At 53.9% G+C, this 14816-nt stretch carries 11 protein-coding genes; 7 read left to right on the forward strand and 4 right to left on the reverse strand.

Annotated features, from left to right (window positions below):
* Position 1 precedes the first annotated feature (1 nt).
* The 3 genes from ACTVJH_RS06610 to ACTVJH_RS06620 are packed head-to-tail and all read left to right on the forward strand — an operon-like array spanning position 2 to position 3332.
* The gene (locus tag ACTVJH_RS06610) at positions 2-520 is read left to right on the forward strand and encodes a hypothetical protein (protein ID WP_455988710.1); all 519 of its coding nucleotides are present in this window, start codon (positions 2-4) and stop codon (positions 518-520) included.
* Entirely contained in the window at positions 520-2772 is a 2253-nt protein-coding gene (locus tag ACTVJH_RS06615; protein ID WP_455988711.1) for a CHASE2 domain-containing protein, read from the forward strand. The genes ACTVJH_RS06610 and ACTVJH_RS06615 overlap by 1 nt, the downstream gene beginning before the upstream one ends.
* Positions 2773-2828: 56 nt before the next feature.
* Complete coding sequence (locus ACTVJH_RS06620; RefSeq protein ID WP_455988712.1) at positions 2829-3332, forward strand: metallophosphoesterase family protein; 504 nt, start codon at positions 2829-2831, stop codon at positions 3330-3332.
* A gap of 95 nt (positions 3333-3427) precedes the next feature.
* On the opposite strand, the gene ACTVJH_RS06625 is transcribed toward ACTVJH_RS06620, so the two are convergent.
* The 4 genes from ACTVJH_RS06625 to ACTVJH_RS06640 all read right to left on the reverse strand — a co-directional run bounded on the left by ACTVJH_RS06625 (position 3428) and on the right by ACTVJH_RS06640 (position 9284).
* Entirely contained in the window at positions 3428-5314 is a 1887-nt protein-coding gene (locus ACTVJH_RS06625) for a SurA N-terminal domain-containing protein (protein WP_455988713.1), read from the reverse strand.
* A gap of 74 nt (positions 5315-5388) precedes the next feature.
* Positions 5389-7317, reverse strand: coding sequence for an aconitate hydratase (locus ACTVJH_RS06630; protein WP_455988714.1), 1929 nt, complete (start codon positions 7315-7317; stop codon positions 5389-5391).
* Between the two features lie 118 nt (positions 7318-7435).
* Positions 7436-7681, reverse strand: coding sequence for a hypothetical protein (locus ACTVJH_RS06635; protein WP_455988715.1), 246 nt, complete (start codon positions 7679-7681; stop codon positions 7436-7438).
* On the reverse strand, positions 7641-9284 hold the full coding sequence (locus tag ACTVJH_RS06640) for a hypothetical protein (RefSeq protein ID WP_455988716.1): 1644 nt from the start codon (positions 9282-9284) through the stop codon (positions 7641-7643). Before ACTVJH_RS06640 ends, ACTVJH_RS06635 begins: the two co-directional genes overlap by 41 nt.
* Before the next feature lie 569 nt (positions 9285-9853).
* Between ACTVJH_RS06640 and sat the strand changes: the two genes are divergently transcribed.
* The 4 genes from sat to ACTVJH_RS06660 form a co-directional block, all read left to right on the forward strand.
* Positions 9854-11149, forward strand: coding sequence for a sulfate adenylyltransferase (gene sat / locus ACTVJH_RS06645; RefSeq protein WP_455988727.1), 1296 nt, complete (start codon positions 9854-9856; stop codon positions 11147-11149).
* Between the two features lie 322 nt (positions 11150-11471).
* Positions 11472-11963: an adenylyl-sulfate reductase subunit beta gene (gene aprB, locus ACTVJH_RS06650; protein WP_455988717.1), complete on the forward strand. Its 492-nt coding sequence runs from the start codon at positions 11472-11474 to the stop codon at positions 11961-11963.
* Between the two features lie 57 nt (positions 11964-12020).
* Complete coding sequence (gene aprA / locus ACTVJH_RS06655) at positions 12021-14015, forward strand: adenylyl-sulfate reductase subunit alpha (protein ID WP_455988719.1); 1995 nt, start codon at positions 12021-12023, stop codon at positions 14013-14015.
* 158 nt (positions 14016-14173) lie between these two features.
* Positions 14174-14816 (forward strand): FAD-dependent oxidoreductase (locus tag ACTVJH_RS06660; protein ID WP_455988721.1); only part of this gene is annotated, 643 nt, incomplete at its 3' end.

A 14816-nucleotide genomic window follows, 5' to 3' on the forward strand; every position in this document is an offset into this window, starting at 1 on the left:
TGTGTGGCTTGTTCTCGCTTTCGGGCTTGCCATCGGTCTGCATCTGCTTGTTGCCGGATTGATCGTTTCCGAGGTTTTCAGGTCGTATTCCGAAAATCAGAATATGCCGACTCTGGAACTCGCATCCCTGAAATCTGGAATCATGGTTCGTCCCCTTGCCACGCAGGAAATGGCCCCACAGGGCTCTCCGGCTGAGAACCTGCTGCCTATGCGTATTGTTAACGGTGCAAACAAACTCGGGCAGGTGGAAAAGACGACCAGGGATATTCTGCGGGCTGTTCGAAAGGGCGTTCTGACCCGATGGGAACCGGCACAACCAGCGGGAAGGGGGCGAGCTGTCGTTCTTTTGGAGTTTGACGACGAGGCCCGGGTGAGGGTTGCACAGATCGCGGCTGTTTCAGGGACCAAGGATTTTATCGGATTTATGGAAGATTTTTCCGATCAATTGCAGGGACTTCGCGTAGCTGAAGACCACTGCGCATTGATCCGGGTTGAATGCGAATTCCGTGTGGGGGAGTGATGGGAGGGAAATGGTTCAAGGATGTTCTCTGGCCTCTGGCGATCACATTGACCGTGGTTATCGTGGTGTCGTGCGGCTATCTGACCGGGTTTCCCTTTTTGGAGGAACTCGAGCTCAAGGCCTTTGATCTGCGTTTGCGGGCGCGTGGGCCCATTGCTACCAGCGAGCAGGTAAGCATCGTGGCCATTGACGAGGAAAGCCTGGAAAAGATCGGGCGATGGCCCTGGTCCCGTGATGTCATGGCCAAACTGGCCAGGAAGATCGACAGCCATTCACCCCGGGCCGTGGGGTATGACATCAGCTTTTTCGATTCTCAGGAAAATCCCGCGCAAAACGAGATCCTTCTGCTGGCCAAGCATGCGGCAGAGCTGGGAATCAAGGTAACCCCCGAATTGATGGGGTATCTGAAAAATCGTCTCACAGCCACCAATGCCGATCTTCAGCTCGCCCTTGCCCTGCAAAACGCCACTTCCCCGCAAATTCTCGGGTATTATTTCAATCTGGCATCAGACGCCCAAAGGATCGAGCATACCCTGGACAGGGCGGCCTCCTATCCGATCCAGAAGACAGTGAAAAATGTCGAGATCAAGGAGCCTCCCGTGCCCCGGGCCCGCAAGGCGCGCACAAATATCGAAATTCTGGCTCGGGCAGCCTCTTCCCAGGCCTTTTTCAATATTCTTCCCGATGGTGATGGAACCATCCGCAGATATCCCTTGACCATGTCCTATGGCGGACAATTCTACCAACCCCTGGCCGCGGCCCTTGCCTGTCTGACCGATTCCCGCAAGCCGCCGACCATTCTCCTTGGACCGCTGGGGCTCATGGGTGTCGAGCTCGGTGACAGGTTTGTTCCCAGTGACGAATCCGGTCGGGTCATTCTGAACTACCGGGGTCCGGAAAAAACTATTGCCCATGTTCCGGCCTGGAAAATTCTTCAGGGCACAGCGGAAAAAGATCTGTTGACAGACAAATTTCTCATGGTCGGCGTGACAGCCCCGGCTGTGTATGATCTTCGGGTTACCCCCTATGGGGTGGCCTATCCCGGGCTCGAGGTTCAGGCCACTGCTTTGGACAATATCCTTCAGCAAGACTTCATCCGTAAGCCGGGGTGGGCACCCCTGTTCGACCTGACAGCCATCATCGGACTCGGTCTGATCTGTCTGGTCTTTTTGTGGCGGATGAATCCGGTGGGTTCCGTATTCGGATTCGTGATTCTTTTTGCCGGCTATCTCGTTGTGAATCAGTATTTTTTTGTCCAGCGTCTCTATTGGCTCAACCTGATTTATCCCCTGACCACCTTTTTGACCTGCTATCTGGGGCTCAATGTCTATCGGTTCATCTTTGCGGACAAGCAGAAACGGCAAATCCGACAGGCCTTTAGCAAATATCTGGACCCCCATGTGGTCGAGGATGTGGTCGATGATCCTGAAAAACTGCGGCTTGGAGGGGTCAAACAGGACCTGACCGTTCTTTTTTCCGATATCCGCGGGTTTACGTCCATCTCGGAAAGACTTTCCCCTGAGGCCCTGGTTCGTCTGCTTAATGACTATCTTACCGAAATGACAGGTATTGTCATGGCCAGGCGCGGACTGCTCGACAAGTACATCGGTGATGCGGTCATGGCCGTGTTCGGGGCCCCCCGTCATTATCCCGACCATGCGCGCATGGGCTGTCTGGTGGCTCTGGAGATGATCGAGCGACTGGAAAAGCTCAACGACACGTGGAAGGTCCAGGATTGGGGGAAGAGCGGTCCGCCTCCACCTCTTAGGATCGGGGTGGGCGTGAATACCGGACCCATGGTTGCCGGAAATATGGGATCGCGGGATCGATTTGACTACACGGTCATGGGGGATAACGTGAACCTGGGGTCACGATTGGAGGGGCTGAACAAGGTCTACAAAACGCAGATCATTATCAGTCAAGCCACTCTGGATCAGCTCGGGGACGGGTTCTGGGTCCGTTGCCTGGACCGGGTTCGAGTCAAGGGCAAGGGAGATCCTGTGGCCATTTATGAACTTCTGGGTAAAAAGATCGAAAACGTGGCCTGTCCGCTCGGCTACCTGGCCGAATACGAGGAGGCTCGGCGTCTTTACGAGCAGGGGCATTTTCTCGAGGCGGATAGAACGTTTGCCGGACTTCAAAAAGCGTCTCCCCAGGATCCGGTTATTTCGCTTTACCGGACGAGACTTGGGCAGCTTATGTCCGATCCGCCCGAAACGTGGGACGGGGTGTATACCTTTACTACCAAATGAGAAGCAAGGAGTGCGCAGTACTCAGTACGCAGGGCGCAGTAAAACAAGGTGGGTATATGCAGGTGGCAGTGATTTCGGATACGCATCAATATGTCGTGAATCGTGAACTCGAAAATCTCTACGAACGGTTCATGGCCGGGGCCGATGTGCTCATTCACCTTGGAGACATGGTCGGGGAAGAGGTGAATGGTTTTTTTCATCAGCATCCCCGATTCTATAGCGTTCGCGGGAATTGTGATTTCGGAAGCTGGGCCCAGGAGGTTCCTGTGACCCGAACCTTGTCCCTGGACGGCTTCAGGATCGGCGCAGCCCATGGCTGGGGGCCGCGAAGTGCTGTCTGGAAAAGTGTTCTCGACTCCTTTGGGCCGGGATACGATCTTATCCTCTATGGGCACACCCACGCGCGGGACCAAAAGGTTATTCCGGGAGGACCCATGGTTATCAATCCCGGTTCTCTGATGGCACCTCGGGATGGGTTGCCCGGGCTGGCGATTCTCCATCTCCATCCAAAGATTCTTCCAGAGGTCGCCTGGGTCGATGTGGAGCCTGATCCGGTATGAAGATGCTGGAATCTGCAGGAGACAGATACAAAACGCGGCAGCCATGAGTTCATGGCTGCCGCGTTTTGTATGTGCGATCGAAGCACAAGCGCGGATCAGTTTTCCAGCACCCGCTGGTTCAGGACCTCGATGGTCGCCTGAGCGCGCAGGGCATCGAGCAGTGCGGAGAACAATTCCTGCTTGCGGGCCTGCTCCAGGGTCATGGTCCAGTAGGAGGATTCCTTGTCCCAGGCCTCGGTGTCCGGTTTGATGCGCTCATTCACCCTGGCCAGGACAACACCGGTGGTCACAGGGAAGGTGGTGTCAAACCAGTTTGTATCCTCAGTGCTGAAAACCTTTTCAACCAGTTCGGGGTTCATGCCCAGGCCAGGGATAAAACCCTGTCTTCCAAAGGCTTCACTGGTCTTGATCTGGTCATCGAGACTCGTTTTCGGATCCTTGAGCCGTTGAGCGAGTTCGGTTTTGGCTTTTTCCTGGGCGATGGCCTTGGCCCCTTCCTGCTTGAGGGCCGAGACGATCCGTGGCTTGACCGCATCGATCTCCAGGGTGTGGGCGGCATCTTCAGCGACCTTTTTGGCCATGAGGTAGCCGTCCTCCAGGAGGATGGGTGCCTGGGTGGTTTCACCATCCATAAGCGCGAACAATGTGCCAACGGCTTCAGAGGGGATCTCGATTTCCCTGGGACCTTCGGCTTGGGTGAAAAAATCCGTGGTCTTTATATCCACGTTCAAAGATTCTCCTGCCTTGTCCAAATCCTCTCCGGTGATGACCATCTCAAGAACCTGATCCAGGGCATCCTGGATGGAGTCGGCAGCCTGATCTTCGGCCAGCTTGATCCGAATGTCGTCACGAACCTTGTCCAGAGGACTGATCCCTTCGGGCATGCGGTCTTCGACCAGGATCAGGTGGAATCCAAAGGCAGTTCGGATCGGTTCGCTGACCTGGCCTTTCTCAAGATCAAAGGCGGCCTGTTCAAATTCCGGGACCATGTTTCCCCTGGAAAACCAGCCAAGATCTCCGCCCTGCGCCCTGCTCGGACCCTGGGAAAAGGTGGTCGCCAAATCCTCAAACGAGGCACCCTTCTTGTATTTGGCAAGGATCTCTTCAATCTGTTTGCGGGCCGTGTTCACCTCTTCGTCTCCGGCATCTTCGGGCACCTTGATCAGGATATGTCTGGCCTTGACCTGTTCTTCCTGCATGAATTCGTCAGTATGGGCCGCGTAATAAGCCTCAATGGCGGGTTCGGGGATTTCTTCGCCAGCGGCCAGGGTCTCGGGGGAGAGGAGGAGATACTCGACCTGTATCTTGGTCGGTACGGCGAACTCGTCCTTGTGGTCTTCGTAGTAGGCCGTGATCTGCTCCGGGGACGGGGTGACCTGGTCAACATAGTCGGCCTGGTTGAACAGGACATAGTCGATACGGGCCTGTTCCCGGGCAAAGAGGAAGAAATCCCTGGCCTCCTCTTCACTGATCATGCCGGGAAGGGTGAAGTATTCCCGGATCTTGCTGGTTTTCAGATCCTGAGCAAAACTTGATTCAAATTGGGCCGGGGTCATTCTGTTGGCCTGGAGCAGGGACTGATATCTGTCCCTGTCGAATTGTTCTGCCTCGTTCAAAAAGACCGGCATGTTCATGATGGCATTTCTGAGCTCTACATCGGAGACCATGACACCTTCCTTGTCAGCCAGCTCCGAAAGAAGTTCCTGATCGATCATGGCATTGAAAACCTGCTGTTTGAACTGCATGGCCCGAATGTCTTCAGAGGAAAGGTTCGGGCGCTGCTGGCGCAGGGCCTCAAGACGGCTCTCATATTCCTGCATAAAATCCTGGACCGTGATGACACGTTCGTTGACCTTGGCCAGGATATTGACGTTGTCGTTCGTAAAACTGCCGACGCCCCAGAAAACAAAGACCAGGACGATGAGTCCGAACAGGAGTTTGACTCCCCAGGATTGTGAGTGCTGACGGATGATATCGAGCATTGTTTCTCCGATATGGCGGTTATCAACAAGGTGGAAGACGCGGATTCCGTTCAGGGAAGTACGTTTCTTGCCGACTACACGTTTTGAGGTTGATTCTTGACGTAATTGAGCAATCCGCCGATCCTGATAATGGCAATGTCTTTTTCGGTCAACTCATGGGCCAAACGAATCGTGGTTCCGGTATCAAGAAGCGCGGCAACGGTTTGTTTGGGGCGGATCTCGGCGGTGGTCAGGGACATGGTCGCAGCCAGGGTCACCTTGTCGTAATCAGCCGGGTCGGCAAAGACGAGGGGAAGGATGCCGAAGTTGATCAGATTGGCCATATGGATGCGTGCAAAGGATTTGGCGATGACGATTCGGATCCCCAGGTGCCTCGGAGCCAAGGCCGCATGCTCACGGCTCGAACCCTGGCCGTAGTTTTCTCCTCCAACGATGATGCTTTCCTTCGCCTGTTTGGCCCGTGTGACAAAAGCCTGATCCGTTCGGGAGAAGATGAATTCACTGATGGCCGGGATGTTCGATCGCAGAGAAGTGATTTCTGCCCCACCCGGGAGGATGTGGTCCGTGGTGATATTGTCCCCGACCTTTAAGGTTACCGGCAGGGCGATACGATCGGGCAGCGGGGAAAAGGTTTCCAGGGCGACAATATTGGGGCCGCGAACAATGGGCACGTCCTGGCCATGTTCCGGAGGGAAAACGAACATGTCCCGGATGGAGGGGATGTCTGCGGGAAGCTCGGGTCTGACAATCTCCTCTCCCCAGGTGGCCGGATCGGTGAATGCCCCGTTGAGCGCACAATAGGCCGCAGTGACCGGACTGGCCAGATAGACCTGAGCGTCGAGAGTGGCACTGCGTCCCTCGAAGTTCCGGTTGAAGGTTCGAACGCTCACGCCGCCGGAACAGGGGGATCCCCCCATGCCGATGCACGGGCCGCAGGCGCATTCGAGCAGCCGTCCGCCCGCATCGATGATCGGTTCAAGAAGATTGTTGCGCACGAGCAGTTTGAGAACCTGCCTGGACCCCGGGGCGATGAGGACGTCAGTTGTCTCGGCGGTTGTTTTGTCCGAGAAGATGGTTGCTACCTGGGTCAGGTCGGCGAAGGAGGAGTTGGTGCATGAGCCAATGGCCACCTGATCAACCTTCAGCCCGGCAAGTTTGCGCACGGGAACGACCTTGTCGGGCATGTGCGGAGCTGCGACCAGGGGTTCCAAGGCGTCAAGATCGATGGTGATCTCTCGGTCATAGGTCGCATCCGGGTCAGCGGCCAAGGGACTGAAATCAGATTCGCGGCCCATGGCTTTCAAAAAAGACCGGGTGTTGTTGTCCGAAGGAAACACGGAACCCGTAGCCCCGAGCTCGGCACCCATGTTGGTGATTGTGGCCCGTTCGGGGACGCTCAGGGTTGATACACCTGGGCCATCGTATTCCATGACCGCACCGACTCCCCCCTTGACCGTGAGTTCTCCGAGAAGATGGAGGATGATGTCCTTGGCGGTTGCAAAGCCTCGAAGTTTTCCTGTCAGATGAATCCGAAAGACCCTGGGCATGGGCAAGGTATACGGATGGCCGGCCATGGCCAGGGCCACGGAAAGTCCCCCCGCCCCCATGGCCAGGGATCCGAGGCCTCCAGCGGTGGGGGTATGACTGTCCGATCCTATAAGGGTGGTGCCGGGCTTGGCGAAATTTTCCAGATGAAGCTGGTGGCAGATACCGGTACCGGGGGGAGAAAAAACGATCCCGTACCGGGCGGCAATGGATCTGAGAAACCGGTGGTCGTCAGGGTTTTTAAACCCCATCTGCAAGGTGTTGTGATCGACGTAGCTGACGGAAAGATCGGTCTTGACCCGGGAAATGCCCATGGCCTCGAGCTGCAGATAGGCCATGGTTCCTGTGGCATCCTGGGTCAGGGTCTGGTCGATGCGCAGGGATATCTCCCGGCCGGGACGCATCTCGCCGTCAACAAGATGATCGGCTATGATTTTTTGGGTCAATGTGCTGGACATGGCCTATCCTGTATTTTCAAATCCATTTGAAAAAAAGATCGAAACGGGAAATCCGCTTCGCAGCAATTCGGATTGTCGCATAAAGAGAGCGATGGATCCTTGGCTGGGTAACTATCGGCTATTGCTCGAAGCGCATTCGGGCGAGCTTGTTCTTTCGAAAGAGAATTTCTGTTTCAAGACGCAGTTTGTCCTGTTTGAGCTGAAATATCTCCTGGGGAAAGAAGATCCCCTTAGAAGGGTCTTCCTGCAGAAGAAGCTCCCTGGCCTTGGCCTCGCACTCGGTGCGCTCCTTGGAAAAGGCTGTTATCTCGGCTTCAAGTTCTTCAGGTGTTGGTAATTTTGATTCGCTTGGGTTTGTGCTCATTGGAAACCTTTTTGGGCCCGGGCCGGGTGGATCGCATGGCGTCCTGGGGTCGGGGCAGATTGTTGAATGTGGTCCAGAAATCCGGCCAAAGGGCTGTGAGTTCACCGGGATTGGCCAGACAGATGCCCGGAATGACAAAGGAGGCCATGACATAGGCCACGGTCCACAGGGGAGAGGGGCTTTCCCATGCATCGGCAGGCGGTGTGGATCGTGAACCAGTGGGGCGGATATCGATCCGGTCTTTTTTAATGGTATGGTCCACACCGAGAAAATTGAGAAAATCTTCGGCATGGGCCAATTGGTTCGTTAAAGAACCGCATGTGATGGTCGCGTTTTTGGTCACCCCGAGGCACATGGCCGTGACCAGGGGGAAAAACATTTCCCGTTCGGAAATATCCACATAGACCCCATCGGGGCGACCCTCGCAGGATGATTCAATGCCCTTGTCGGTCATGTTCAGGCTGATCCCAAACTCAGTGAACAACGAGGCGATGGAAAGGGCGGGGTCGTCCCCTTCGACCCATTGGCCGCTAAGATGTGCCTTGCCTTCTCTGAAAAAGGGCAAGGCCAGGAGGTAACTGCCAAGGGAACGGTCAATGGGGATTGCCACCTGGCCTTTCCTGCATTCCGGCCTGCGGGGGGGAATGGCGATACAATTTCCCTCCTGGCGGATGGAAATGTTGAACTGGTCCAGAATCTGTTTAATCGGATCGGCCACAGATTTGGCAAAGGCCTCGTTTTTGAGTGTGAGTGTGAGTCCTTTGGGAAAAAGGGGCGCGGTCACAGCCAGGGCCAGGATGAAGGATGTTTCGATATCCCATGGAATTTCGACGCGTTCGGGCAGGTGTCCGGCGGTTTCAAGACGGACAGGAAGGCCGTTGGCATGGGGATCGATGATTGTCATCCGGGCCCCAAGCTGGGGGAGAAATTTCTGGATAGGGCGCAGATCAAAGAGCTTTGTGCTCGAATTGCCTGTGAATTTGATCTGTCCGGGTTTGACCAGGCCCAGACACAGGAGCAGGTAAAAATTGAAGGTGCAGCTGCCGCAGAAAATGACCTTTCCATCCATGGAAAATTCTTTGCCGGGCTGGCTCTTGAAGGAAGATCGGTCCCAGGAAAGGGACGCCCCGGCCTGGTTCAATCCCTTGATCAGCTCGATATTCACATCGCTGCACTGGAAATGGTTCAGGATGAAGGGTGTAGAACAATGGGTCGCGAGGGTGATGGCCACTCGGGTCTGGAGGGTATCTCGGGGACCCTGGATATCAATCTGAAGGGGCTGTTTGCGTGGGTACATGCAAAACGCACCCCTGGCCTTGCCGCTTTTCTGCTCGGCCTGGGCGTAGGCAAGGGAGTTGATGATCAAAAAGAGTTTCCGCAGATTGGCCTTGTCGAGATCGTGTTTTTCAAAGGCCTTGCTCCAGATGGACCACAATCGTTTTTCCTGGCCGGCATCAATAATGGAAACACGTTTGCGTTTGCGCGAGCCCGCAGCCTTGGCCAGAAGCTGGGTACGTTCACCCACCAGGGCGGCGATCTTTTCGTCCAGCAATTCGATTTCCTGGGAAAGAGATATGGTTTTGGGTCGTTCGGATCGGTTCATGGGATTCGCCTGGAAAAAGAGTGAAATAAAGTGAGATACTTTAAAGAGAAGATGAGTGAAACTCAACCTTTTTATTGGGTACGATTTTGTCAGCAGCGTTTGCTGTTGCTCGATCCTGTCGACTGGCTCAAAGGGTCGATACCAGCCTGGCAGCCAGACCGGAGATATTTTTACTGTCAGCGACCCCTTTTCTCCCATCCTGGTCATGTCGGGCGACTCGATGCAACCATGCTTGTATCAGCCACAAAAAGATGTCAGAATCCTTTACAGGGTGTCAAATCAGGGCAACGGGTTGTGAAGAATGGAACATAAATATCCCAGGTGGCATCAGGAATATCACCGTGTTGGGCAAAAGAATCGCCTGGCATCGTCATTGCTTTATACCACGCTGTTGGCGGCGAGATGGACTGGTGGCATGCATAATAACTGAATTTTTAGGTGGTTAAGGATAACATGATAAAAAATTCACAAAATGCTTGAAATCGGAATCCTTTCGCTGTAAACAGTGAACACGTTATTTGCTAGCGTCGATGAAGACATACACATGTCCCACACTGAAAGGAGGTTCTATTATGGCTTTGGTTGCACCACATGGTGGTAAAGGTTTGGTTTGTGCTTTGCTTGAAGGCGATGCTCTCGCCGCTGAACAGAAAAAGGCCGAAGGCCTCAAGCGTATCGCTATTTCCCCCCGTGCCAAGGGTGACTTGATCATGATGGGTATCGGCGGATTCAGCCCTTTGACCGGCTTCATGGGCAAGGCCGACTGGAAGAGCGTATGTGACAATTTTACAATGACCGATGGTACCTTCTGGCCCATCCCCATCACCCTGGACATCTCTGCCGAAGACGCTGCTGAGATCAAGGAAGGCGACGAAGTCGCTCTCTGGGATCCCAAGAAGGATGTCATGATGGCTACCATGAAGATCGAAGAAAAATACGAGATGACCGAAGACGACAAGCTCTACGAGTGCGAAAAGGTCTTCAAGGGCAATGGCGAAGACTCTCAGGGCGACTTCATGAAGATCGCTCTCGAGGATCATCCTGGCGTCAAGATGGTCATGGCCCAGCAGCCTTTCAATATTGCCGGTCCCGTCAAGGTTCTCTCCGAAGGCGACTATCGCGAAAGATTTCCTGGCTGCTATATGACTCCTGCCGAAGCCCGCGCCACCTTCGAAGAACGCGGATGGTCCACTGTCGCCGCTCTGCAGCTTCGTAATCCCATGCATCGTTCCCATGAATTTTTGGCCAAGATCGCCATTGAAGTCTGTGACGGTGTATTCATCCACTCCCTGATCGGTAATCTGAAGCCCGGCGACATCCCGGCTGAAGTCCGTATCAAATGCATCGACACACTGATCGATTACTATTTTGTGAATGAAAACATCGTGCAGGGCGGATATCCTCTGGACATGCGCTATGCCGGTCCTCGCGAAGGCCTGCTGCACGCCACTTTCCGCCAGAACTATGGTGTCAACCGTATGATCATTGGTCGTGACCATGCCGGCGTTGGCGATTTCTACGGTCTGTTTGAAGCCCAGGAAATTTTCGACAGGATCCCCTATGTTAAGGATGCATGTCCCGATCCGGGCAAGGCGCTCCTGTGCGAACCTTTGAAGATCGACTGGACCTTCTACTGCTTCAAGTGTGATGGCATGGCCTCCATGAGAACCTGCCCCCATACCAAGGAAGACCGTGTCATCCTCTCCGGAACAAAGTTGCGCAAGGCCCTTTCCGAAGGCCAGGATGTTCCTGATCATTTCGGTCGTGACGAAGTCCTCGTATTGCTGCGCGAATACTACGAGAATCTGACTGAAAAGGTCGAGGTCAAGATGCAGAAGGCAGCATCTGCTTCAGACATGAAATAATTTGTTTCTTGTGTGGTTCAGTACAACCGGGGAGAGATCAAATGGTCTCTCCCCGTATCATCGTCATGTCCTTTGAGATGACCTGTAGCGTGTGTGGAAAAACCTGTTGGCCGGAGAGGCGAAGAGCCCGGTGCGCCACCTTGCGATTTTTTTCACTTTCTCCTTGACACGCTATGTGCGGCTTGATAATCCCGCTTCAAAGCTAGTTGATGGTAGTGGAAGGGAAGGCCGGAATTTTCGAGTCTGTCTCGAACACTCAGCTTAGGCTTCATGAGCGGTAACGTGGTTATGTGTTAACAAACTCTTAGAGTAGGAGGAAATTATGCCAACCTATGTAAACCCGGAAAAGTGTGACGGCTGTAAGGGCGGCGAAAAGACTGCCTGCATGTACGTCTGCCCCAACGACCTGATGATCCTCGATCCTGATGAGATGAAGGCATACAACCAGGAGCCCGAAGGTTGCTGGGAGTGTTATTCCTGTGTCAAGATCTGTCCCCAGGGCGCTATCACCGCTCGTCCTTATGCCGACTTCGCACCCATGGGTGGTACCTCCATCCCCATGCGGAGTGCTGAAGACATCATGTGGACCATTCAGTTCCGCAATGGTCAGGTAAAACGTTTCAAATTCCCCATCCGGACCACTCCTGAAGGTTCCATCAAGCCTTTCGAGGGAAAGCCCGAAGCCGGTGATCTCGAAGACAGCCTGATGTTCAACGAGACCGAGATTGTCACTCCCAAGGAAGTTCTGAACAAGAAGTTCGACGTCGAAGACGCTGATCTCTCCGAAACTTGGGTTTCCGCTGCTCACAAGTAGCCGTGACAAAAGGAATTTAATCCGTTTTATCTCTAATACATTCAAGGAGGAGCAAAAATGCCTCGTATTCCTGTAAAAGAACAGCCCAGAGGGATCGCTCTCGCTGAGCCTACTGTTGAAGAAATGGATGTTGACATCCTACTCGTTGGTGGCGGCATGGGTTGCTGTGGCGCCGCTGTCGAAGCCGTTCGCTGGGCCGACAAGGTCGGTGGCGACATCAAGATCTTTCTCCTGGACAAGGCCGCTCTGGAACGTTCCGGCGCTGTTGCCCAGGGACTTTCCGCCATCAACACCTACATGGGCAAGAACGATCCCGACGATTACGTCCGCATGGTCCGTACCGACCTCATGGGCCTCGTTCGCGACGACTTGATCTTTGATGTCGGCCGTCACGTCGATGACAGTGTCAAACTGTTTGAAGAATGGGGCCTGCCCATCTGGATCCGTGACGACGACGGCAAAATCCTCAATGGTGCCAAAGCCAAGGCCAAGGGCAAATCCCTGCGCAATGGCGACGCCCCCGTCAACGAAGGTAAGTGGCAGATCATGATCAACGGTGAATCCTACAAATGTATCGTCGCTGAAGCTGCGAAGAACGTTTTGGGCGAAGACCGTTACATGGAACGCATGTTCATCGTGAAACTGCTTCTGGATGCCAACGAGCCCAACAGGGTTGCTGGCGCCGTCGGTTTTTCCGTTCGTGAAAACAAGGTCATCCTTTTCAAGACCAACGCCATGCTCGTTGCCTGTGGTGGTGCCGTTAACGTATACCGTCCCCGGTCCACCGGTGAAGGTCTCGGTCGTGCCTGGTACCCCGTATGGAACGCCGGTTCCACCTACACCATGTGTGCTCAGGCCGGTGCTGAAATGACCATGATGGAAAACCGTTTCGTCCCCTGTCGTTTCAAGGATGGTTACGGTCCTGTTGGTGCATGGTTCCTGCTGTTCAAGGCCAAGGCAACCAATGCTTTCGGTGAGGACTATTGTGTCAAAAACGCTGCCATGCTCGCTCCTTACGAGAAGCGCGGCTACGCAAAGGGCAACGTCATCCCCACCTGTCTGCGTAACCACATGATGCTTCGTGAAATGCGCGATGGTCGCGGTCCCATCTACATGGATACCGCTGGCGCTCTGCAGTCCACGTTTGCTACCATGACCGAGCCCGAGCAGAAGCAGCTTGAAGCCGAAGCCTGGGAAGACTTCCTGGACATGTGTGTTGGTCAGGCCAACCTGTGGGCCGCTATGAACATCGAGCCTGAAAAGGTCGGTTCCGAGCTTGCTCCTTCCGAACCCTATCTGCTTGGTTCTCATTCGGGTTGTTGTGGTATCTGGACTTCCGGTCCCGACGAGGACTGGGTCCCCGAAGATTACAAGGTCAAGGCTGACAACGGCAAGGTCTACAACCGTATGACCACCGTCAACGGTCTCTTCACCTGTGCTGATGGTGTCGGCGCTTCCGGTCATAAGTTCTCCTCCGGTTCCCATGCTGAAGGTCGCATCACCGGTAAGCAGATGGTTCGCTGGGTTGTCGATCACAAGGATTACAAGCCTGCCATCAAGGAAAAAGTCGAAGATCTGGCCAAGGAAATCTATCAGCCCTGGTATACCTATACCGCGAACGAAGCTGCCTCCACCGACTGTAACGTCAACCCCAACTTCATCAGCCCCAAGAACTTCATGATGCGTCTGATCAAGGCTACTGATGAATACGGTGGTGGTATTGCCACAAACTACATCTGCTCCGAGAATTCCTTGAAGACCGGTTTCAACCTTCTGGATATGCTCGAAGAAGATTCCCTGAAGCTGGCCGCCCGTGACCTCCACGAACTGCTTCGCTGCTGGGAGAACTATCATCGTCTGTGGACCGTTCGTCTGCACATGCAGCACATCATGTTCCGTAAGGAAACCCGTTATCCCGGTTTCTACTATCGTGCTGACTTCATGGGTCTTGACGATTCCAAATGGAAGTGCTTCTGTAACTCCAAGTACAATCCTGCTACCGGTGAGACCGTTGTTTACAAGCGGCCTTACTACCAGGTCATCCCTGATTAATAGGGCATGTTAAATAACTGCGGGCCGCTTATGGCCCGCAGTTATTTGATGTTCATGAAATGGTCTATGCCAAAGCTATGACATCAGGGTTCTAGTTTCGGCTTAGGCCATTTTGTTCGTATTATGGATGCATAAGATTGTTCCCCTGGAGGAAGATAATGTCTACAAGCAGCATTTTAGTAATTGGTGGGGGATTCAGTGGGATTACCGCCGCACTGGAGGCTGCAGAAGTGGGTCACGAGGTGTTCCTCATTGAGAAGAGCCCTTTTCTTGGTGGCCGCGTTTCGCAGCTGAATAAATATTTCCCCAAATTGTGTCCTCCGTCTTGCGGACTGGAAATTCAGTTCCAACGACTGAAAAAGAATCCTAACGTGAAATGCTTCACCATGGCCGAGGTGACTGCAGTCTCCGGCGAAGTGGGAAATTACGAAGTCAGCGTGAAGGTTCGGCCCAGACATACAGCTCCTCAGTCCGTTGAGCTCGACGAACTGGCGGGTAAACTCTCCATGAACGTCGAAGACGAATTCAACTTCGGACTGAGTTTTCGTAAGGCTGTCTACAAGGATGTGCCCTTTGCCTTTCCGTCCAGATACGTTGTCGACACGGATAATCTGTCGGATGCTGACAAAAATGTGCTCGCCCAGAATGAGTACATCGATTTGAATGAAAAGGAAAAGGACATCACCCTGAATGTAGGGAGCATTGTCATCGCTACCGGCTGGAAGCCCTATGATGTGACCAAGCTCACCCTTTTAGGTGCTGGAAAGATCAAGGATTGCATTTCCAATATGCAGATGGAGC

Source organism: Desulfoplanes sp. PS50 (assembly GCF_053851535.1).

What these genes read in the sequence shown, in the direction of transcription:
- ACTVJH_RS06615 (WP_455988711.1), top strand. Translation starts at nt 520, where the DNA reads ATGGGAGGGAAATGGTTCAAGGATGTTCTCTGGCCTCTGGCGATCACA.
- aprA (WP_455988719.1), top strand. Translation starts at nt 12,021, where the DNA reads ATGCCTCGTATTCCTGTAAAAGAACAGCCCAGAGGGATCGCTCTCGCT.
- aprB (WP_455988717.1), top strand. Translation starts at nt 11,472, where the DNA reads ATGCCAACCTATGTAAACCCGGAAAAGTGTGACGGCTGTAAGGGCGGC.
- ACTVJH_RS06635 (WP_455988715.1), bottom strand. Translation starts at nt 7,681, where the DNA reads ATGAGCACAAACCCAAGCGAATCAAAATTACCAACACCTGAAGAACTT.
- ACTVJH_RS06625 (WP_455988713.1), bottom strand. Translation starts at nt 5,314, where the DNA reads ATGCTCGATATCATCCGTCAGCACTCACAATCCTGGGGAGTCAAACTC.
- ACTVJH_RS06630 (WP_455988714.1), bottom strand. Translation starts at nt 7,317, where the DNA reads ATGTCCAGCACATTGACCCAAAAAATCATAGCCGATCATCTTGTTGAC.
- ACTVJH_RS06620 (WP_455988712.1), top strand. Translation starts at nt 2,829, where the DNA reads ATGCAGGTGGCAGTGATTTCGGATACGCATCAATATGTCGTGAATCGT.
- ACTVJH_RS06640 (WP_455988716.1), bottom strand. Translation starts at nt 9,284, where the DNA reads ATGAACCGATCCGAACGACCCAAAACCATATCTCTTTCCCAGGAAATC.